General features: G+C 45.7%; 15 protein-coding genes. 11 read left to right on the top strand and 4 right to left on the bottom strand.

Annotation, left to right across the window (positions count from 1 at the left end):
• Positions 1-1,161 precede the first annotated feature (1,161 nt).
• The 3 genes from RJ32_RS01165 (at position 1,162) to RJ32_RS01155 (ending at position 3,509) form a co-directional block, all read left to right on the top strand.
• The gene (locus RJ32_RS01165; RefSeq protein ID WP_034818400.1) at positions 1,162-1,461 is read left to right on the top strand and encodes a hypothetical protein; all 300 of its coding nucleotides are present in this window, start codon (positions 1,162-1,164) and stop codon (positions 1,459-1,461) included.
• The gene (gene tnpB, locus RJ32_RS01160) at positions 1,458-1,814 is read left to right on the top strand and encodes an IS66 family insertion sequence element accessory protein TnpB (protein ID WP_034818399.1); all 357 of its coding nucleotides are present in this window, start codon (positions 1,458-1,460) and stop codon (positions 1,812-1,814) included. Before RJ32_RS01165 ends, tnpB begins: the two co-directional genes overlap by 4 nt.
• Positions 1,815-1,928: 114 nt before the next feature.
• Positions 1,929-3,509, top strand: coding sequence for an IS66 family transposase (locus RJ32_RS01155; RefSeq protein WP_034818398.1), 1,581 nt, complete (start codon positions 1,929-1,931; stop codon positions 3,507-3,509).
• A gap of 119 nt (positions 3,510-3,628) precedes the next feature.
• Here the strand turns inward: RJ32_RS01155 and RJ32_RS01150 are convergent, their stop codons facing one another.
• Complete coding sequence (locus RJ32_RS01150; protein WP_034818396.1) at positions 3,629-3,823, bottom strand: hypothetical protein; 195 nt, start codon at positions 3,821-3,823, stop codon at positions 3,629-3,631.
• Between the two features lie 473 nt (positions 3,824-4,296).
• Here RJ32_RS01150 and yjjJ point away from each other — a divergent pair, with 473 nt between their 5' ends.
• Together yjjJ and RJ32_RS01140 are read left to right on the top strand one after the other, a co-directional pair.
• Positions 4,297-5,676: a type II toxin-antitoxin system HipA family toxin YjjJ gene (yjjJ, locus tag RJ32_RS01145; RefSeq protein ID WP_034818395.1), complete on the top strand. Its 1,380-nt coding sequence runs from the start codon at positions 4,297-4,299 to the stop codon at positions 5,674-5,676.
• A gap of 1,344 nt (positions 5,677-7,020) precedes the next feature.
• On the top strand, positions 7,021-7,536 hold the full coding sequence (locus RJ32_RS01140; protein WP_082815422.1) for an MbcA/ParS/Xre antitoxin family protein: 516 nt from the start codon (positions 7,021-7,023) through the stop codon (positions 7,534-7,536).
• A gap of 214 nt (positions 7,537-7,750) precedes the next feature.
• On the opposite strand, the gene RJ32_RS01135 is transcribed toward RJ32_RS01140, so the two are convergent.
• From RJ32_RS01135 to RJ32_RS14855, 3 genes are all read right to left on the bottom strand, one after another.
• Positions 7,751-8,035: a type II toxin-antitoxin system RelE/ParE family toxin gene (locus RJ32_RS01135; RefSeq protein ID WP_235598890.1), complete on the bottom strand. Its 285-nt coding sequence runs from the start codon at positions 8,033-8,035 to the stop codon at positions 7,751-7,753.
• Positions 8,032-8,304, bottom strand: a complete 273-nt coding sequence (locus RJ32_RS01130) for a CopG family ribbon-helix-helix protein (RefSeq protein ID WP_034818393.1) — start codon at positions 8,302-8,304, stop codon at positions 8,032-8,034. Before RJ32_RS01130 ends, RJ32_RS01135 begins: the two co-directional genes overlap by 4 nt.
• A 488-nt stretch (positions 8,305-8,792) precedes the next feature.
• The gene (locus tag RJ32_RS14855) at positions 8,793-8,969 is read right to left on the bottom strand and encodes a hypothetical protein (protein ID WP_158511968.1); all 177 of its coding nucleotides are present in this window, start codon (positions 8,967-8,969) and stop codon (positions 8,793-8,795) included.
• Positions 8,970-9,942: 973 nt separating this feature from the next.
• Here RJ32_RS14855 and RJ32_RS01115 point away from each other — a divergent pair.
• From RJ32_RS01115 to RJ32_RS01090, 6 genes are all read left to right on the top strand, one after another.
• Positions 9,943-10,521, top strand: coding sequence for a hypothetical protein (locus tag RJ32_RS01115; protein ID WP_034818390.1), 579 nt, complete (start codon positions 9,943-9,945; stop codon positions 10,519-10,521).
• Positions 10,511-12,853 (top strand): hypothetical protein, encoded by a 2,343-nt coding sequence (locus RJ32_RS01110; protein ID WP_145914800.1) that lies wholly within the window; start codon positions 10,511-10,513, stop codon positions 12,851-12,853. The genes RJ32_RS01115 and RJ32_RS01110 overlap by 11 nt, the downstream gene beginning before the upstream one ends.
• A complete protein-coding gene (locus tag RJ32_RS01105; RefSeq protein ID WP_034818388.1) occupies positions 12,850-15,807 on the top strand; it encodes a tyrosine-type recombinase/integrase in 2,958 nt (985 codons plus the stop codon). Before RJ32_RS01110 ends, RJ32_RS01105 begins: the two co-directional genes overlap by 4 nt.
• Positions 15,808-15,851: 44 nt before the next feature.
• On the top strand, positions 15,852-17,036 hold the full coding sequence (locus tag RJ32_RS01100) for a hypothetical protein (RefSeq protein WP_145914799.1): 1,185 nt from the start codon (positions 15,852-15,854) through the stop codon (positions 17,034-17,036).
• A gap of 182 nt (positions 17,037-17,218) precedes the next feature.
• Positions 17,219-18,370: a site-specific integrase gene (locus RJ32_RS01095; RefSeq protein WP_034818386.1), complete on the top strand. Its 1,152-nt coding sequence runs from the start codon at positions 17,219-17,221 to the stop codon at positions 18,368-18,370.
• Positions 18,371-18,629: 259 nt separating this feature from the next.
• Positions 18,630-21,227, top strand: a complete 2,598-nt coding sequence (locus RJ32_RS01090; RefSeq protein WP_235598889.1) for an SLBB domain-containing protein — start codon at positions 18,630-18,632, stop codon at positions 21,225-21,227.
• Positions 21,228-21,302 lie beyond the last annotated feature (75 nt).

Below are 21,302 nucleotides of genomic sequence, written 5' to 3'. Positions count from 1 at the left end.
TTGTGATTGGTGATGAATAATTGTACGACTCTAAGCGTGAAAGCTCTGTTTTACCCCAAATTTTGTGAACAGCTCATTGAAAAAACGTTAAAAAAGGCTTTTTCTGCACAATTCTTGGGGTAACTTTGGGAAAGTTAGCTCTATCTCACCAAAGTGATCACAATTTTTGGGATAAAAGATGACAAAAAGCCCGCAGGTAATGATGATAACCGCTATGTACCAACATGCGGATCACATAAATGCCGCTGAATAAATGATCAGCGGATGAGAGAATGGCGTTTACCCCAGAAATTGTGCAAAACTAATAAATGCCCCATAAAGAAGCTCCCCGATTCCCCACAAATTGAGATGGGTGATGAATAATTGTACGACTCTAAGCTTGAAAGCTTTGTTTTACCCCAAATTTTGTGATCAGCTCAGTGAAAAATCGTTAAAAAAGGCTTTTTCTGCACAATTAGTGGGGTAAGTTTGGGAGAGTTATTCCCATCACACCAAAGTGATCACAATTTTTGGGGTAAATTTCAAGTTCAGGAATTCAGTTTTTTCGGTTGTTCGAAATAGAATACCGAAGTCACCGTCTCTCTTGGTGCTTGCTTCATACTTAAGTGGTAAGTTAATACAGTTATAGGCAGTATAACTCACCACTTAGTAATGTCAGCATTATAAATGATGCGTTTTTTGAGGGGATTACAAACTTGTCAATGGTCATTAACAACAAACTAAGCTGACACCTGGCTTTTGACGTTTCGAAGATCCGTACTGAACTTGGTGTTTTAGCGTCAGTTACGACTCTTTATTGCTATACACGCAGTCTTTAATTGTATATTTTTTATCGTCTGAGGAAATATGAGTAAAATATTCGCTCTGGTCAGCAAGTCGAAATAGAATACCGAAGTCACCGTTTTCTTCGGTGTTTTCTACACGAAAAATCTCGTCAATATCCTGAATCGCGTATTTATCACATTCTTTACGATTTGCGAAACGCGGAATGATGATCGATATCCTATTTTTTAAAACACCTTCCACTTTAGTAAGTTCAACGGCTTCCCGCCAGGTAGCAGCTAAGTACTGATTTGTAAGTAAACGTCACATAAACCACGCCTAGCCACCACGTTGCAGATAGCCTAATTTATCGCCACGTTCTAATCAACGAGGTGATTTATGAGTCGAGCATACCGCTCTAAAGCGCAGTGGCAGGCGCTAATTAATGAGTTTGAGAAAAGCGGTCTAAGCCGCAAGGCGTTTTGTGAAGCTCGGGGTATTAATCCGGACTACTTTAGTCAGCGCCGCCGTCAGTTGCAGCAAGAAACCGAGAGTACCGGTTTTGCAAGGGTGGCGACTGAGTCGTCGCCGGCATCCGCGGCGGCCATGCAGGTTCGCGTCGGCGATGCGCAGTTAGTATTACCGATGTCGGTATCGCCCCGCTGGGTGGCCGAGCTGGTCAAAGCCCTCAGCGTATGAAGATGTTCGTCGAGCCGCCGGCGATTTATTTGTATAAGCAGCCGGTCGACTTTCGCAAGAGCATCAATGGCCTCAGCGCCATTGTCGAAGCCGAGATGGACCGCTCGCCGTTCAGCGGCGCTGTTTTTGTGTTCTGCAACCGTCAGCGCGATAAAGTCCGGGCGCTTTACTGGGACAAAACCGGTTTTTGTCTTTGGTATAAACGCCTGGAAAAGAATAAGTTTAAATGGCCGCGCAAGGTAAAAAGCGATGTCCTTAATTTAAGCGCACAGCAATGGCAGTGGCTGCTCGAGGGCCTGGATATCACGCTGATGAAAGGCCATCAGCCATTGCATTTTAGTGCCACAACCTGATCGAAAACGGCTTATAAGGATCCTGCATAAAAACCGTTTTGCGATCACGAATTGGTCTAAGTAAATCCGCTAAAACAGAGGCTTCACCAGCGCTTTTGGGGTATAATAACCCCCATGAAAACGAGCGATATTAAACAACTCCCGGATGATGTTGAGAGCCTGCAAAAAATGGTTCTCGAGTTGCAATCGGAACGCGAAAAACTCCAGACAGAAATGGCTCTGGAAGAGCAACGTTGGCAACAGAAAATCCGTTATATGATGGAGCAATGGCAACTGTCGTTGCAAAAACGCTTCGGTGCCAGCAGCGAAGGACTGCCCGGTCAGGGCGAGTTGTTTAATGAGCTGGAAGACGCTCTTGAAGCGACGACTGACGAAGTCGCCGAAGACCAAAGCCAGACCATTACTTACACTCGTCAGAAACCTCGCCGTCCGCGCATTGATGAATCATTGCCGCGCGAAGAGGTGCTGCACGATATCGCAGACGAAGACAAAGTCTGCGACTGCTGTAGTCATGACTTGCACCGCATGGGCGAGGAAACCAGCGAAGAGCTGGAGTTTATTCCGGCAAGCATTAAAGTGCTGCGTCATGTACGTCCGAAATACAGCTGCCGCGCGTGCGAAAAGCACGGCACCCAAACCGCTGTCAAAATCGCACCGGTTAAACCGAGCATACTGCCCAAGAGCATCGCAACGCCGAGCTTGCTGGCACAAATCATCAGCGCCAAGTTCCAGTTCGGGTTACCGCTGTATCGTCAGGAAGCGATGTTTAAACAATACGGTATTGAGCTGAGCCGTCAAACCATGAGTCGCTGGATGTTGACCATCAGCGAGAAACTGCGGCCGCTTTATCAGCGCATGCGCGACATCCTGTTGAAACAACCCGCACTCTGGGCTGACGAGACGACCTTAAACGTGCTCGATGTGGATAAATCCAAATGCTACATGTGGGTTTACGGCTGTGGCACCGATAAACCGAGGCCGGATAAATCACCGAACATCGTGCTTTATGATTATCAGGACGGGCGCGGTGGCGCCCATCCCGCTGCGTTTTTAGCCGACTATTGCGGTCCACTGCAGGTGGATGGCTATCAGGGCTATGAGCAAACCCGTTCACAGCTGGCCGGCTGCTGGGCGCATGCCCGTCGTAAGTTCATTGAGGCCAAAACCGTACAGGGCAAAGGCAAAAGCGGTAAAGCCGACCAGGCGCTGAGCTTTATCCAGAAGCTGTACGGCATTGAGCAGAAAATCAAAGACGACGGCCCGGCGCAAAAGCAGGAAAAACGTGACGCCTTAGCACAGCCTGTTATGGACAAGCTAAAAACCTGGCTGGATAAGTCGGCGCTGCAGGTCAACCCGCAGTCACTGCTGGGCAAAGCCATCCATTACACGCTCAAACAATGGGACAAGCTGCAGGTTTACCTGCATGACGGCCACGTTAATATCGATAACAACCGTGCCGAGCGCGCAATAAAACCTTTCGTTATCGGCCGTAAAGCCTGGCTGTTCTCAAACTCACGCGGCGGCGCTCAGGCCAGCGCCATCTTGTACAGCATGGTCGAAACCGCCAAGGCCAACGGCCTGATGCCGGTCGACTATCTCATGATGTTGTTCGAGCAACTGGCGTTGCTCAATAACGATGATGACCTCGACTCGCTGCTGGCCTGGAACATCAACGCCGACAAAAACGGTCAATAAAACTGACCCACCACAGGCTGTTCGGATAGACCGAAATCGGTGACCGGATTAAACCGAAACGCGTGATCGGGTGGCACCGAAATCATCTCAGCGACAATTATCTTGGCCGGTTGTGTGGTTTATGCGACGCTTACATTTGTAACTGTGTACTCGTCATCAGAATCCGTATCTTTTTCCTGAAAGGTTAGTTCAACAATAAACCTTTCTGCGTTAACGGTGAGTTCGACAAAGTTAAAGCGCATGAGATCTTTATCATCGAACGCAGTCGTGAACGCATCGTTAATTTGCCATGTTTTATGCACTGCAATGAACATTTTGTGAGTCCTTTTTTCATTTTTGTAACTGGGGTTGAGCTCTATTTTGCTGAAAATTTAATCAGCTTTTGAGCTCACGATTGAGTCTATCGATATTGCTTTTCTTCGTCAAGCTGTTGTTTTTTAAGGAAAAGCATCGTGAATAAACTACTAAGAAATGTTTTTTTCGATTAATTTATAATCATAAAAAGATAGTTGTATTCGCTTGTGATGGCTCGAAGAGAGAGGTGATTCAATTTAACTTAGCTAATTTCAAAGAAGACAATCCAAATGCCTACTGACAAATCTACTGGCATCTGCTATAACAATTAAACGAACATTATAAATCAATGCATAAAAGCCTGCGAAAACTTGTAGTTTTTATTAAATAATTAGTGAATAACAGTGTCTTATAGTTATTTTTATGCCTGCATTATCTATGCGGAATTCGATTTTTTTACTGTTTTTTAGTAATAACGAGAGCTATTTAATCCATGACTGAGGTTGCCGATAACATAATTTTATCATTGAAGTCTGGACCGATGTCGGCGGCTGAGCTTGCTCGTGGTTTGCGGGTTGATGCAACAACGGTTACGCGGCGGCTGAGTCGGTTGGGTTCACAAGTGGTGATAAAAGCAGGCGAAGGCCGTGCTACTCGCTGGCTACTGCGACGCACCTTGCCTATGCTTCCGGGACAATCTGTACTGCCAATTTATCGTGTTAATGATAATGGAAAGGCGGAGAAAATAGCGCTGCTACATATCGTATATCCGGATGATAGTTATTTGGTGGAATATTTTCGTTCGGATAACGATAACAGCAAGGTTTTGTCAGAGTGGAAGTTCTATGAGTCTTTGCCATGGTGGTTGTCCGATATGAGACCGCAAGGATTTCTGGGACGCTCCTTTGCTAAACAGCTTAGGAGTCAAGGCGAGCGGCTGGATTCTGATCCTAATAAATGGTCGGAAGATACGACACTTGCGGTTCTGGCGAAGTTTCCGCAAGACCATGTTGGTAATCTCTTAGTGGGCGATGTGGCATACTCCCGATGGTTAGAGACTCCACAGGAAACTGCGATTAACGATGAGCAAGCAGGCATCAAGGCTGATGCCATAGCCCGCGGTGAGCATTTTGATTCATCGGCTAAAGGTGAACAGCCTAAATTCATTGCAACCCTTGATGAGGGAGAATGTATCGTTAAATTCTCTGGAAGGGTGATGCAAACTGAGGTTGATTCAGTCGCGAATCGGTGGGCTGATTTACTTAACTCAGAAGCACTATCAGCTGCAGCGCTTAATGCCGTAATTTCCGATGTTGCTGCTCATAATCGCACTTTCAATATTGATGGAAGAACGTTGCTTGCTTCTCAGCGGTTTGACCGAACTCCACAAGGGGGGCGAGTTGGCGTGATATCCTTTGCGAGTTTGGATTTAGAGTTTGTGGGGCAGGCTAATGGGCATTGGCCTGAAATTGCAGACGCTTTGAATCAGCAAGGTGTTATCACCGAAGAAGCGGTGACGCGATGCAAGGTTGCCTGGGCTTTTGGGCAACTTATCGCAAATTCCGACATGCATTTAGGTAACGTTTCCGCACTTAATTTGGGTGGGCGACCTTATGAGTTAGCTCCGGTTTATGACATGCTGCCAATGCATTACGCTCCGACCAGTGCAGGTGATTTACCATCGGAGCCGTTTAACATACGTTTTCACCCGAATGTCCCACAGATTTGTTGGGAAACCGCCTATGCAGCGGCACATGACTTTTGGTCCCGTGTGATGGGAAGCCGTGTTATTAGTCGCCACTTTAAAAGCCTGGCAGAACAGCAACTAAAAGTTGTTGAGGACTATGCGGTCACGATAGAGAGGATGGCATAAATTTACAAATAGCTGTCGAGTATTAATTACTTAAGTTTAGAGCCTGTTCTCAGCAAATACGGTGTGATTAGTCAGCAGATGTTTGATTATGCCACGTTAATGATGACGGGCAGAAGTGGAACATTCAAGACACCGTTTGGAACACTGGAGCTCACGCATACAAAGCGAGCTTCGGCAACTACTATCCTATATGGCTTCTGGTAACTTTGAGCGAGAAATGCAACGGTTTTTACATTCTTGAACGGTTGCTACTAGCGTTGAGAAAGAGGGGGGTTATGGACTACCTTACCGATACTCGATAAGTTAGTGATTTGGACTTTCCAAGTATCACAGACTACGCCAGTTCTTTTCTCATTTTGTCGAAGTTATGGGGTTTTGGGCATTGGATCGGCTTTGATAGGTCTAATTTATCCCAAAACTGGGCCACTTAAGTCGGCTTCGTGGTCAAAGCGGCCCAGCTATGGGAGGTTTTGGCATTTGATCGGATTTGATAGGTCTAATTTATCCCAAAACTGGGCCACTTAAGCCGGTTTCGTTGTCAAAGTGGCCCAGCTATGGGAGGTTTTGGCATTGGATCGGCTTTGGTCGGTGTAATTTATCCCAAAGCAGGGCCACTTAAGCCGGTTTCGTTGTCAAAGTGGCCCAGCTATGGGAGGTTGGGTCTTGGAGCGGCTTTGGTCAGTGTAATTTATCCCAAAACTGGGCCACTTAAGTCGGCTTCGTGGTCAAAGTGGCCCAGCTATGGGAGATTTTGGTGTTGGCTCGGTTAAATTTTCAGGTGACGTGCGACGCTCGCTCGGCTGGGTACTGATTAATATCAGGCAGGTAAAATGGAAGAATGGACTTTGTGTTCCACAATGGTCTGTATTTCAACGTCTGGGACAGTTACGATTTATCACAGTATACATTCTGAAGTGCCGCGTTCAATGGAGATGCAAGGGATCACAGGTACTTCAATGTTGTCGTTGATGCTAAAGCTGAGCACGAAAAATTCCCTCCCCAAAAAAATCGGTTCGAGCTCTAGAACTATCTATAACAGCAGTCCGAAGATATGGACGGGATTGGAGTAAGCGGATGCACCTGCGATGCGTGTGGTTTCACGCATGAGTGTTGGGATACGAACGCGGCCAGGAACATCCACGTGGTCAGGCTGGATCGTCTTGTAGGAGAAAAGGTAGTGAATTAGCTGCCCGGGTCTAAGGACTATAATACCTCTGTGGAATCCCCGCGCTTCAGCGCGGGGAGAAGGTTAACTGTGAATGCTCCCACTGAAGGGGAAAACAATGCTAGCGGGTTTTCGTTTCTCGTACGTTCATATATGCTCGCATTAGGGCTAGAGAGCGAATGCTGATACGCTTAGCTATGTGTGAGCAGAAGTTATTTACCGATATTAATTATCCAAAAGCTCCGGATACACAGGCGCAATTTATGACAGAGTTATCTACAAATGCTCAAGCACTAACGTTTGACCCGACTCTGTTTCGGGCGGCTCATGAGGGAAAAAAAGTTGAAGACGATCAGGTGGCTTTTAATATTGCTGTCCGTATATTGAAGTTATGGGGCTTTACCGACGCAGAGAAAGCGCTGATCTTGGGCGACATTCCAGTCGCAACGTTTCGTCGGATGAAAAATGGCAGTATGCGTAATAAACTGACCACTGATCGGCGTACTCGTGTATCGCTTATCCTCGGCATTCACAAAGCATTACGTATTTTATTGCATCAAGACGAACATAGACTGGAATGGTTGAACAAGCCAAACCGGGCTTTTAGAGAAAACTCTCCGAAAGCGATCATGCTTTCGGGAAATTTGCTTGGTTTGTATGAAATCCGTCGTTACCTGGATACTCAAACAGGTTAATGGAACTGCTAAATATACCGTCAGTTTGAAAAATCCACAGGAGTTTGTTCAGAATGCGGCCAGCATTACGCATTAAAATTGAACGATAGGGATTTTACTTTTCAATTAGCGGCTTCATTTAAGTTCTCTGAGCAATGGTGTCAACAACCCAAACTTTCAGGCTTTCGCTTGGTGTGAACCGACAAATGAGCCGGAATCAAAAACCGCTGGAGACTTACGAATAACCAACTTCTTTCTGATGTCGAACTGCAAGAATAATCGTTTTAATACCATCGTAACGGTACAGTGCGACATAACCGCTCTGGCCAAAATCAATGAGCCACTCTCTAAATTCAATAGGCATATCATCCAGCGGACGGCCAATCTCAGGTTGGTAAGCCAAAATATGGGCGTTCTTACGAATGCTTTTGACGGCCTCGCGAGCCACTATCGGATCGTTATCTCGCAAAAAATCATGTAGACGTTGAACGTCTGCTAAGGCGGCCGGAGACCAGATCACGTGTGACACGTTGGCAGTTCGGCATCGTCACCCGATTCAAGTATGGACAACCATTCATCGGTTTCCGTTTGCGTCAAATGCAAGCCATTACGCTGATAATCTTCCCAGGCACGAAGTGCGTCTTGCTTAAAAGCTTCTCGTTTTTCTTCTCGTTCAACATAATCCTGGATCGCCTGACGCATGATCCAATGTGCTGAACGATGACGAACATCTGCCAAATGCTGTACGCGTTTTTTCATATCATCATTCAGTTTTACGGATGTTGCCATTTTTAACCTACCTAAGTATTAAAAGGTAATACCTTCTAATACTATCGCATAAATGTCGTGTTATCCAATGATGTTTACTGAATACCAAATCAGTGTCTTACCGCATAATTAACTAATCGGTCTGCTCGGGTTCTACCCAGATTTTACGGACACATCTAAAACGAGGCTAATATGCCGATAAGGAGTGTTCATGACCAAGGCAAAAAGCTTTTACACATTCGGAAATCTTGCGCTAAACTACTTAAATCGGTTGTTGTGCTTGAGGAAGCAAAAATGAATACGCTCGAAGCGATTTTTGTCGGTGCCGCACCATTTGTCTTGGTAGTCGCGGTTGCACTAACACTTTTCGTTTTTCCGGGAAGTCGGAAAAGCAAGGATTAAGACACGCGTTCTTGATGCAGTCGGTTAAGTCGTTTTACTCAGTGCTGCGACTAAACAGCAAACACACTCGATACCACTTCTACTCATTATCAGCAGAACTATTTATCTCAGCTTACGTTATTGTCATCAACAATCGGGCCACTTAACCACTGCTTATCTTTAGAGTTGAGTTTGAAACTGCCAGCCGGGCTTTTTGATAATAACTCGTCAAGGCTGTACTTGTTGACATGTCCCGGCTTATCGTCTTTCGTTTTTTGTTCACTATTTGGGGTCTGACGGTTCATTCGACACTCCTTCTGTTTAAAGAATTGGCTCGGCTAGCTCTTGCGCCTGACTGGTATATTCATTGAGCCCAAGCAAAAGCTCCGACTCTTTGTGTGAAGGCTTTAATTTTTCTGCCGTTGTCTCATTCATTCCCTGCGCCCCTTTTCTAGGCAACGGATTATCGAGCGTTATTTTTTTTAATTACCTCATTAATAGCGAATAGTCATCAGCGATGCTGATATTGACTAGTATGATGCGTCTTTAAATTTTTAGCAAAAATCCTGATTAAGGCGTTATGATTAGAGTTAAATCTTCAGAAAATCTTCTCATCGAGAGACTATTTTTAAAAGGGTTACGTGCTATGACAACTGGACAATTATGGCTACTGTTGATGCTAATTGTTGGATTAATAATCTTTTTTGGTATCGGTATCTGGGGTATCAATCGACTCGGTGCGTCAGAGAATAACTCCCAGACGTGATTCATACGTTAACGCACTTACGGGTAAGCTTCTGACCAAAGGTACGAAAGAAAAGCCCATCAGGCCAGATAGGGGCTCTCAGTCTTCGGAGGGCTTCGTAGACAGTGATGCCCGAAGCCTTTAACCCTCTCAGAGGCAATTATTTTGGCCGGTTGTGTGGTTGGAGTTACTTTCTTACAGATCAATGGCGTTCTATGGACAAATCCTGACGGTATTTGAGCGTAGAAAAACTTTTTTCGAAGAAGTTTGTAACAAAATGTTACTTTCGGAGAGTCAGTCTAAGTAATCATTTAAAAAAGCAATAATTTTAAATAACCCTTATAAAATTAGGGGGAGGTGTTAAAAGTGAGCGCTTACCATCGGTTTTTATAAAAAATATTTTGTTATATACGCTGCACGATACCGTTTTTGAAAGCCGGTACTAGGTCGGCTAATTTAGCCAGACCTACGGACTTCAAAAAGCTCAAAAAAGCGATAAGCTCGTTTCAAATGCAGTTAAAAAAACGGTTGCTATGAGACAAAAACGCTTGAAGTTGAGTGAGATAACATTTGACGCACGAAAATTTAATTTAGAAGCCGTCGCTCGCGTTAGTCGCTTTATTGACGAAATTGTTGAGCGTGACTTATTAGAGCGCATTTGTAAGTCACTGTATTGCGTGCGAGTTGCGAAGTTAGATACGAGATATATTGCGCTCGATGAGGCCTTGTTACTTCGCGAGCTCAGTCGGCGCTTTCAGGACTTAAAGCTGACATTTGCGCTCCTTAACTTTGATGACGAGCACGAACTTCACACAGTCCTGATTGATAGCACGATCACGCAACATCTAAGTGTCACAAACGCATTCGAACTTTATGCTCATCAGAAGTTTGGAGTTAAGCAATTTAAAGTAGCGGCCTTACTCCGTCTTAATCGCTTGTCTTATGTATTTGGAGTAAGTACTGACGCGATAACGACAGCAATTAAAAAGATGCGATTCCAAGGCGGAAAACTGACGGTATCGAAAAATCAGGCGAGGCCGCCGCGAGCAAGTTTAAAAAACGCACTTGAGGCAAACGAAATCTTTGGCAGTGAGTTGTTTGATGATGAGTAATGTCGACGATAGCCTGCTTGAGGAGATGATTGCGCACTTTCACTACCCTGCCGACAGTATCGGCGAGCACGCCGCAAAACTAGGCCTCTTCTGTCGCTATTTTATCGACGTCAATTTAAGTTTAAGCGCATACCAGATGAATCGTTATCGCGTATTTATTGGCCGACTCGATGCAGAGAAACGAACGAGCGCTGTTATGCAAAACATCCGACGCAAAGACTTGCACTCGCAGCTGCAGGAGCATCCGTTTTTCTCGACGATGTCGTTATTGCCTGATGCGTCGGAGCAATACGCTGAGTCACAACGCTCAGAGCTTCTTTATATCTTACTCGCGCATTTATGCAGTGCGCGCGGCTTTAACGACTACGCGGCATGTTTGCAGTTTTATAATGCGTTTTTAAAAGTCGACTCGTCTGAATGCTGTCGTGTTGATGAGTTAAAAGCGCGAGGTATCACGGCACAATTTGCACTCGATAGTACATTGTCCGAACTGCGCCGCGACCTACGTCAAGTTGCGTTAAGAAATAACAATAAAACGTTAAACAAAGCAGCGCGCTATTTTCAGCCGCCACAGCAGCGGCGGATCGATTTAGCCGCGCTTCGTAAGAATAGCATCATCGATACGACGAACAAGCATACCTTCGCAGAGGTCCGCATGGATGAGGCTGATATTGCGTTAATGCAAACGACAAACCAAGCGGGTGAGGAAGTCGGGCGCTTTACTCAAGTGACGCCGCATCTTGAGCGCACGCAATCACAACGAAAGCGGTCTTATCAGGCTCAACAGTCGGCTATTAGCAATGCGCTGAGAAAGCATGAATTAGCACTTCCTTTCTCGTTTTCGAGCGCAACCGTTGGCGAGCTGCGCACAGCGCTAGAATACATCAGTCAAAGTTTTGTTTCCGGTGAACTGGAAGACGTGGATGCGGAATTAGCAAGTATTCTTTTGCGCCTCATGCTCAAAATGTTGACGTTATCGGATGTCGATGCGTTTTATTTGCAAAACGTCAGTGGGAGAAGCTCGAGTAAAAAGCATGCTGATGCGCATGACGTGAAGGTGCTGCGTTACGATTTCGACAGAGCGCGAAAGCATATATTTGCGCAGCTGATATTGCCTGCCACGCTCATTGACACGAGCCTCCCCGCTGATGATTATCTATACGAAGAGAGCTGTAAAAATTTAAAGGTAAAGCTGCCAAACCCTCTTGGTAGCTTATTAAATATCGTGCTGCGAAATAAAAGCAACTCAACCGAGCGTAACGACGCGGTGCTTAGTAACGTACTGTTAGTCGATGAAAAAGGTTATCGCCGTTTCATTAATCATGTACTTAACGAGACCGGACTGAAAAAAAGAGGCGTCACCCGACGCGCATTTGAAACAACATTTTTTCAGTTTGCACGAGAGCAAGCCCCCGAAACGTTTCTTAACTTCTTAAAAAATCAGAGTACGGTGCAAAGTCACTATATCAACGTGACGAACGAGGAGCTCGAGGTAACGCTGTTAAGCGCTTGGGATAATTTTGTCGACAACGTAGGTATACGTATTGATAGCAAGGATACACACGAAAATAAATCTGACTCAGGTTTGTCTGACTTTGCCGATAACGAACGACAAGGCTCCGATCGCTCGATAAAAGATGACGCGTTAACACTTTTATACGAGCAGTTAATTAACACACTGGCACAGCAAATCGATGATAAAGCGATTATCGAAGCATTCAATAATGTTGCGCTTTATTGTTATATGCGTATAGCAACCCGTGTTGCGCTAAGACCCGTATCAAAACCTTTTCCGGCGCATCGCCATTTTGACAAAAACAGTGGGTTATTAAGCGTTCGGGATAAGCGAGCTCATCATAAAGATGAGCGACGCCTTATTGTATTAACCAATGCGTTGTGTCAGTTACTTTGTTCGACCAGCACATTGTGCGACGCGCTGTCTGCTCGCCTGGCGATACAGCGGCCACCGGCTTTAGTAATGTTATTGTCGGTTGACAAGTCAGGCACATGCCGCTGGCAGCATTTGTCAAAAACGCGCGTTGATGCACAAATTAAAACGCTTATTGATGATGAGCTATCGGCGCAGGCGTTTCGCCATGTTGCGGCGAACGCGTTTCTTAATGCATCGCTCGATGACTTTTCTCAAACCTCGCTCAATGGCTTTATGAATCATTCGCGCTCTGGCGCCGGTTTGTTGTCGAATTACAGTCTGTTTGATATCCGCCACATTGCCGCGCAGCAAAGGGCGCGTATGCAACCGGACAATGAGCGCATAACAGCAAACGACGCAAGCGTTCTCGATCTAATAAATCGGTTGGAAAGTGCGTTATGAACGATTTTACTCAAACAAATATCGCCAGTGCGCTAAGCAGCTCGCATAAGCTAGTGCGCAACGAAGTCGACGTTGTGTTTGCGGTATTAAATAAGCATTGCCGCGACGCGCTTAACGCAAGTAAACAAGTTGCGGAAAACTATCTACAACGCCGCGCACTGAGTGTCTATCAATATGCCAATACTCACGAGTTGCTTGAAGCGCTGTGGCTGAGTATGCGTGCGCTTTATCACTTTAAAAGCGAACATCAGGTGTTAATTCAGCCTGTTGAGTTTCGACCCTTAAAGCAACGAGAAACGCTCATTAATGAGCATAACCCTGTCTTTTTGCTCCAATCATTGCTCGAGCGAAAGCTTGACGACGCAATCGTCTCATCAGTGTTTCATCAATTTAGCGACCCCCAGCGCTATTTGTTACACGCCTTATCCATTGCCAAACGCTCGCACATCAGCGATAGCAAGACGTTAGCGTTGGTGCTTGAGGCTAAGCAGAGCGATTTATTGTGCTTCAGCGATTTAAACAGAGCATCAGTACTCATAGAAGCGCCGCGACGTCAGCGGGTATGGTTAGACGCAGAAAGTTTGTTGCACCTACGCCAAGCGCAGTCGATTAAGGCTTCAAAAAAGCAATTTTTAAACAAGGCATTTGAGCAGTGGTGGCAGAAGATAAGGGCGACAGAGCCGGCGATGGCTTCTACCGCGCTGTCGGTTGATAATGCGCTATTGGCACTTAACTTTCAGACAACACCGCTTGTTGCAACCTCGCTATCGACAGTTACAACAGTATTGTCTGACGAGTCATTAATATTGGCGCTGTCAGGTCAAATTGGCCCGAGTGAACGCGGGGCTCAAACGCATCATGTCAAGCGTAAGCGGCAACGCAAGACAGCGATTGCGGCATTGACGGGTGACACATCCGATAAAAAAACATTTGGTGTTGATTCCGGGCTGAGACTTGCATTTTCGCCGGAGCACCGCGCCGGGAATGTCGATAGGCAGTTGATTGATGCACTGCGTCGCATTTTATCCACGTATGAAGAGCAAGTGTACATACCTGGCAGAAGCGCCAAAGCGCTCAAGAGGGCGCGCTCTGAGATAGAGCGACTGCTTTTCAACACATTGGGTGAAGATGCGGAGCAGGCGCCATCGATATTAGCGCAATTATTGGCACTTTTTTGCGCTGATTTGCTCCTGCATGGCAGCGCGAGCAAAAAGCGACTAAAAGCAAGCTCGATACGAAGCTACCTGTCGACACTCAGCGTGTTTTTGGTTGAAACATTGAGCGATGAGGATTTGTTAGCTGATGCGCAATCGAGCGTTGATGCGCTCTATGAGCTCACGCATCGTTTAGGTGATTCGATTTCTGATCTTGAAGGTGCTGATAAGCAGAGCACGGTGCTGCGATTTTTGCAGTACGTTCATGAAATATCAGAGCTTCGATTGTATGACTTTGATGAGCTTGAGCTCGCCGGCGTAACGATAGAGAGTGTCAGAGCACACTTCATTCCTGCGCAACTATTTGACTCGACTTGTCATGCGTTTCTTGCGATGCGCTCAAGCGCGCGTGAACAAACTGTTTTAATGATGCAACTTTGTTATTACTGTGGTTTACGGCGCAACGAAGCGTTACTGCTTGCCGTTGATGATATCAATGTCGAGAGCGATGTGCTTTATGTGACAAAGTTTGCCGGTCGAAAAACGACCAATGCGCCACGTAAATTGCCTCTAGCGTTACTGCCAAACTCGTTGTATCTGTCGCTTTTGAATTACATTGAGACGCGCTCTAAAACCCATGAGCGACTGTTTGATTCGAACGCCGTGCAAGTCCATGAGCGCGATTTTATCGCGCTTTTGCGTGAGCAAACTCAGATCCCCGATCTGGTTGTTCATTCGCTACGTCACTGCGCAGCGAATAATTTATTGCTTGTTTTAGCGCAAGGTGCGTTTCCGTCCATCCAGGCTAACGTTGCTGAATATTTTTTAGCACAAAAGAGCCTGAATGGGACTCAAGCCATAGAGCCGCACGAACTTTTCTCCTCTAAGCAGTTAGAGCGTATCAAGCAGGCTTTGTCAGCGGAAGGGAGAGCGCTTAATAGTTATTTTCCAATCCTTGACTTTTTAGCGATGATGTTAGGTCACGCGACGCCAGCAACCTCAGCAGCAAGCTACCTCCACTTTTTTGACCTGGTGACATTTGAATTAAGCTCTATGCGCGCCTCACCGCTTAACAAAAGCGTATTGCATAATCTGTTGCCGCAGACGAACGCGCGCTTCGAGACGATCAAACGCGTGTTTACGAGTAACAACAAAGAAAAAGCGCTATTCAAAACAGCGATTTTTGGGTTAGCGGATGCGAGAAAACTCACGACGCAGGTACAACGGTCAGTTCAGACTGTTGATACGGTTATCACGTTCAGTGACTTCATTGATGCGCTTTATGATTACCAGTATCGCCCCTTAAGTCATTTATCCATAAGTAAGCACGTACAACGCTATTTCGAAGGGTTAACTGAGCTTCCCAATGTACAGTTTTTACAGCAATTATCGCCGAGAGCTTTCCCGACCTGGATCCGTTTTCAAGAGCGAATGACAGCGCAGCGTTGGCTGTCGGTTGAGCAAAATGCAATCAGCACGTTGAAAAGGTGTTTAAAAAAAGAGACGGTCAGCAATAAGCGCGATGCTGAGCAGATACTTCGTGCATTTAGAATCTTGGGCTTAGGGGATTGCATCATGGAGCTGAATTGTGATGATGGCTCGTGGAGATCACTTATTGAAAGAGTTGATTATCAAGTCAGGATCAAAGAAACAGAGCAAAAGAAGGAGGCGTCACGAGTTGAAATGCGGATAAAACCGTACCGTTTACGCTGGCCGCTATGGGATAAACTACCGAACCTCTTATGCTCTTTAGAGCTCTATGCGGCGTTTCGACAAGTTGATGAAGAGACGAAGAAATGAAGTTAACGATACACAACGATAACTTAGTGCAATCAATAGAGCTTATGATGAAGCTCTCTGAAAAAACGAGAAACAATGTTGACGTCGACCATTCGGCCGTCATGGAAGTCGACCTTTTGCAGAATTGTCTTGCTATCGCTACGCCTCCCGGATTGAAAAAAGGTTTCTCTGAAGTTAAGCGCACCATTCTTTACAAAGAGGAAGCAAAGAGCGCATTACTTAAAATCGATTTGGCAGCCATGCAGCGCTTTAGCGCACAGCTAAAGAAGCTACCGTATCTAGAGCTCGAGGTTGACTTAGAAAATCAGCAGCTGGTGCTCTCTGGTGCAACTCATTTGTCAGAAACGCTCATGCAACGGGGGCTTTTTGAAGATGAAACCATGCATAGTGAGCAGGTCGTTTATCGTATGAGGGCTCAGGTGATTGAGCGTAACGAGCGGATGGAAGCAGTCGGGCTGAGAGATGAATATCAGTTCTCTTATCAGATTGAGCACAAAGACATTATGTTGTTCGAGCGAACGTTAAAATTAACGCGCCATTCTACCAGCGGAAATTCTGTCGTCGGTAATATATCTTTGTTTCCGCGAGGGATAGCGTTGCTCATCAAAGGAAAAGAGTTTCAAGTGCTCGCACGCGCATTTGCTGCTGAGTCGCACGGCAATGTCAGTAAAGAGCCACTCCGGCTTACGGTGAAGCGGGATAAACTTGGCCTTCTGAATCATGCGCTGTCGATTGTTGCTCGTCAGAGAAATAGTGGTATCCGCTTCTCTCGCTCGCAGATTGTCGTCTATTCAGACTCAATGGAGTTTAGGATTGATTTGGGGGAGGCAGATAGGAAATTAACACCGCTGAGGCTTTTAAAGCAAGACGGTAAGATCGTGGTAATGGCGAACAAGTTAATTCATGCCTTAAAAGAAATTGATGTTGCTTCTCAAAAGTACCCATTGAATTTGAGGTTAACTGGAGAGCCGGTACTGGAAGTATCGTTAGCAAACAAATCTCGCTATGCAGCTCACCGGGTCGCATTGAAAGTTGATGATGCTGCCGCATTTACTCATGAAACGATACAAGTCAGTCGCGCGTTGATGTTTCGAGCAACCGAATTATTTGCCGACGAGGATCTGTTAATGACCTTCGAGAAAGAAAGAGAGGCGATCACGATAGAGTTTTCATCGAAGCAGTCAAAAAACACAGTGTTGTTAGATGCGCGACTGAGCGGTGACTCTTAATGAGCTCAACTAGTGAACGACCCAGCGACATCGCTTCGCTCTGATCACGGAGCTCCTCGACAGACGTCGATAAACAATCTACGTGGCCAATGGTTTGATAAGGCTTTGTTCGAAATTTGACCTTTCTTTAGAATGCTGTATAAATATACAGTGTTCGTTAATAGGTTGAAGGAAGCTTAGCTATGATTCACTTGCGCACACGGCATGACAATATTCTTGAATATGATATTTGCTGCTTTGGCACGCGATTTAGAGAGTCATCACGACTGCTCGCAACGCCTGCGAATCAGAAAAAGCTGGAAAAGCACGTAAAACAGATGAATGCGGAGTTGGCCTTGGGAGTTTTTGATTATGCAGAGCACTTCCCTGAGTCAAAGAAGTTAGAAAAATACGCACGACTGAGACGCGCAAAACAACCCGATCAGGTGGCGCCATTATTTTCTGATTACGCGCAGCAGTGGTTCGAGCGAAAGCGTCACGAGTGGAAAGTCAGTTACTGTGAAAGCTTGGAGTCAACGTTATCCCGCTATCTTTTACCGGAATTCGGTAACACCATTGTCAGTGATATTACGTTAGCTCAGGTACAGCGGTTTAGAAGTAAGTTGTGTGAGCGTGTTAATAATGAAGGTGGCCGGTGTTTGTCTAATAAACGAATAAATATCATTCTTGTCCCACTGATCAGTTTACTCTACCTGGCATCTGAAGAATGGGACTTCGAGTATCCGCTAAAAAAACTTAAGCCGCTGAGAGAGGAGCCAAGCGATCCGCGGCCAATGACCCAACAACAAGTAAAGTCGTTTTTGAGCGCAGTCCCCCAAAATTGGCACGACTATTTTTTGGTTCGTTTTCATACAGGAATGCGAAGCTGTGAAATCCATGGGTTGCAGCTGGAAAATATCGACTTTGACCATCAGTTGATTCACATTCGGTTCAATTATGTGCGGGGCCGGTTAACTGACGTAAAAACACCAAAGTCCCGCCGAGACATTGTAATGACGCCAACCGTTGCCGCGGCTCTTAAACGAACAATGAATAGTAGAGCCTCAAAAGGGAATTTTGTTTTCAATTCCCAAGGAGGTAAGCCAGTAACAATGTATGAAGTGTCCAATAAAGTATGGTACCCGACACTTGAAAAAATAGGCATTGCTCCAAGGACGCCCTATGTCACTAGGCATACAGCCGCAGTATTGCATCTGGCGGCTCATGAAAACCCGCTGTTTGTTTCCAGACTGTTAGGACACAGTTCAACTCGCATGCTTTATGATGTCTATGCGCCTTACGTGGTGGATGCTGTACGGAATGATGGGAGTGCCTTTGAGCGGTTAATGCAATGAATATTAAGAGAGTTGTGGAACACAATATGTAACAGAGTTGCGACCGGTAACTCTATCGTCTCTGGAGGACAAGCTTTAACGTCTTATTGTAAAAGACTACCGTAGCTTTTTTGTTAGTTAACTTATAAAATGCTGCGATTATTGAAGTGTTTAAAAAAACGCATAAAGGGGAAATACTTTGGTCTCGTTGAAATCTTTCTTGTCTGGTTCGGCATTATACTGTGCGGTGCTGCTATTGGTTGCTTCAACTTTTGGAGTAATGAATTCGGCTAGCGCGCAGTCTATGCCAAGTCAGAGCCAAATAGAGCAATTTAAAAAGCTCCCCCGGGCCCAGCAAGAAGCTTTGGCACGTCAGTATGGTGTTGACCCTGGCCTGTTGAATGGTTCGACTAATAGTTCATCGAGTTCGTCACAGCAAAGTGAACAAGAGCCGGTAGTCACTCCGCGCCAAAACAGTAACGGTTCAGAAAGTAACGAGGAGCAGGCACGGGAGAGGACTAAAAGAAAAGAGGAACCTAAGCCTTTTGGTTATGATTTGTTCGCCGGGGAGCCTCAAACCTTTGCGCCTACCTCGTATGCACCCGTTCCTTCAAATTATATTATGGGAGTGGGAGATACCGTAAAAGTACAGCTTTTTGGTAAGGAAAGTCGGAGCTATGAGCTAACAATTGATCGTGAAGGGAAAGTATTTTTGCCTGGTGTTGGAGAACTGACATTAAACGGACTGAATTACAGTTTAATGAAGGAGTTGATTCAGAGTCAGGTAAAAGAGCGCATGATTGGAATTAATGTTGCCGTCTCGATGGGTAGTTTGCGATCGATTCAGGTGTTCATAGCGGGCGAAGCGTATAAGCCTGGTTCCTATACGGTCAGTTCATTATCGACAATCAGTCAAGCACTTTATGTTGCTGGTGGTGTGTCTGATATTGCTTCATTACGATCTATTCGATTAATGCGAGCGGGTGAAGTGATTACTGAATTTGATTTATACAATCTACTTCTAGAGGGCGATGCGTCGGGCGATACTTTGTTACAAAGCGGCGATGTGGTCTTCATTCCACCCCGGGGCGAGATGGTGACGGTGAAAGGAGAAGTAAAGCGGCCAGCTTTATATGAGTTAAAAGGTGACGAAACAATACATGATGCTTTGCGTTTTTCTGGCGGAGCTGGGGAAGATGCGTATTTGTCTGTTGCGCAGTTACAACGAATTACTAATGGTAAACGTCTAATCAAATCGATTGACTTAACCTCTGATAAGCAATTGAGTCAGCCCCTTAAAGGCGGTGATGTGCTGACTTTAAGACAAGTATCGGATTCACTTGATAACAGTTTATTGCTTGTTGGGGCGGTGTCGCGACCAGGTTATTATGAGTGGGAAGAAGGCTTACGCATAAACGATGTTTTGCGTGATAGTCGCTACGCACTGCTCGACCAGGCTGATTTAGACTACGGTTTAGTGGTACGAGAAACCGGACCGAAAAGGGACATTAGCCTTTATCAATTTAACGTAGCTGAAGCGATAAGTGGGGATGCAGAAGAAAATCTTGTTCTGCATGAACGCGATCAGATTGTTATTTTTAGCCGCTATCAGACGAAACAAGAAGAAGCACAGCAACTTTCTCGTTTTGCAATGAGCAAACGGGAGAGGGCCATTGAAGAGCAAAAGCTGAAAAGTGCTAATGTAAAAACACCGGATACCGGTGAAGTAAAAGAAGCCACGGCTCTTTTTGGTAAGCCCGATAGGGATGACACTAAGATATCAGAAGCGAATTTAGCGGCGTACTCCCGAGAGAAGCTTTTAGAGCCAATTATGCTTCGTCTTCGGCAGCAAAGTTCGACTTCTGCAAGTGCTCCTTTGGTTTATGTCGCCGGAGAAGTGAATTATCCGGGCGTCTATCCGTTAGTTGAGAATGCCAGTGTTAGTCGGCTTTTAGAAGCCGGAGGTGGTGTGAAAGATTCCGCGTATCTGGCTCGTGCCGAGGTGACTCGATTCAGCTTTGGTGATGGCTCGGGTCAAACCGAGTATTTAACGGTAGCGTTGAAAGATGTACTGAATGGTGAAACTGATGTACCAATTCAGGGCCGTGACAGGCTGAACATATTGAGTATCCCTGAATGGCAAAATACTTATGAGGTGACGTTGCGTGGTGAAGTCCGGTTCCCCGGTACTTACGCCATTAAGCGTGGTGAAACGTTAACGCAGCTAATTGAGCGTGCCGGTGGCTTTACCGAGCATGCCTTTATAGACGGCGCCATTTTTACTCGTCAAGAACTTCGAAAGCGGGAAGAAGAACGCAAGCGTATATTGGCTCAAGAACTACAAAAGGAAGTAGCCGGTAATATGATGACAGGAACCGGTGACAGCCGTGTGTCTTACAGTGAAATGCGAACGCTTTTGTCTGACTTGTTATCGGCAAAGCCGGTTGGCCGGCTGATTATGGACTTGCCCAAGTTACTCAGTAGCAATGGTGCTAATGATGTGCAGTTAAAAGACGGGGATACGCTGCATGTACCCTCTAACACTGATTCGGTTAGCATTATGGGTGAAGTGCAAATGGCAACTTCATATCGTTTTGACCCGGAGCTTACCGTGGGCGAGTATATTCAGCAAAGTGGTGGTATCAAAGAAAAAGCCGACGAAGAGCGTATTTATATTGTGAAAGCCAACGGTGCAATAGAGCCATACAATGACGGCAGCAGTTGGTTCAGCTTTAGCGGGAATTCGCAATTAGGCCCGGGCGATACTATTATTGTGCCAATGGATACCACCTATACAGATGATCTTGAGCTTTGGTCTCAGGTTACCGGTATCATCTATAATTCGGCGATTGCAATCGCGGCGATTAATGGATTGTAAGTGAAAACGACTGTAAATCTAGTTTGCAATTTAATGCGGTGCGGCATACTATTAAAGTTGCTGTTAACTGGAGTG

The sequence above is a fragment of the Idiomarina sp. 28-8 genome (assembly GCF_000320945.2).
GTDB lineage: Bacteria > Pseudomonadota > Gammaproteobacteria > Enterobacterales > Alteromonadaceae > Idiomarina > Idiomarina loihiensis.
Note: the sequence above shows the minus strand (reverse complement) of the source record. Positions and strands in the feature narration are given on the sequence as shown.

Excerpts from the sequence above, each read along its gene's own strand:
- RJ32_RS01165 (WP_034818400.1), top strand. The coding sequence starts at position 1,162 with ATGAGTCGAGCATACCGCTCTAAAGCGCAGTGGCAGGCGCTAATTAAT.
- tnpB (WP_034818399.1), top strand. The coding sequence starts at position 1,458 with ATGAAGATGTTCGTCGAGCCGCCGGCGATTTATTTGTATAAGCAGCCG.
- RJ32_RS01155 (WP_034818398.1), top strand. The coding sequence starts at position 1,929 with ATGAAAACGAGCGATATTAAACAACTCCCGGATGATGTTGAGAGCCTG.
- RJ32_RS01150 (WP_034818396.1), bottom strand. The coding sequence starts at position 3,823 with ATGTTCATTGCAGTGCATAAAACATGGCAAATTAACGATGCGTTCACG.
- yjjJ (WP_034818395.1), top strand. The coding sequence starts at position 4,297 with ATGACTGAGGTTGCCGATAACATAATTTTATCATTGAAGTCTGGACCG.
- RJ32_RS01140 (WP_082815422.1), top strand. The coding sequence starts at position 7,021 with ATGCTGATACGCTTAGCTATGTGTGAGCAGAAGTTATTTACCGATATT.
- RJ32_RS01130 (WP_034818393.1), bottom strand. The coding sequence starts at position 8,304 with ATGGCAACATCCGTAAAACTGAATGATGATATGAAAAAACGCGTACAG.
- RJ32_RS14855 (WP_158511968.1), bottom strand. The coding sequence starts at position 8,969 with ATGAACCGTCAGACCCCAAATAGTGAACAAAAAACGAAAGACGATAAG.
- RJ32_RS01115 (WP_034818390.1), top strand. The coding sequence starts at position 9,943 with ATGAGACAAAAACGCTTGAAGTTGAGTGAGATAACATTTGACGCACGA.
- RJ32_RS01110 (WP_145914800.1), top strand. The coding sequence starts at position 10,511 with ATGATGAGTAATGTCGACGATAGCCTGCTTGAGGAGATGATTGCGCAC.
- RJ32_RS01105 (WP_034818388.1), top strand. The coding sequence starts at position 12,850 with ATGAACGATTTTACTCAAACAAATATCGCCAGTGCGCTAAGCAGCTCG.
- RJ32_RS01100 (WP_145914799.1), top strand. The coding sequence starts at position 15,852 with ATGATGAAGCTCTCTGAAAAAACGAGAAACAATGTTGACGTCGACCAT.
- RJ32_RS01095 (WP_034818386.1), top strand. The coding sequence starts at position 17,219 with ATGATTCACTTGCGCACACGGCATGACAATATTCTTGAATATGATATT.
- RJ32_RS01090 (WP_235598889.1), top strand. The coding sequence starts at position 18,630 with ATGAATTCGGCTAGCGCGCAGTCTATGCCAAGTCAGAGCCAAATAGAG.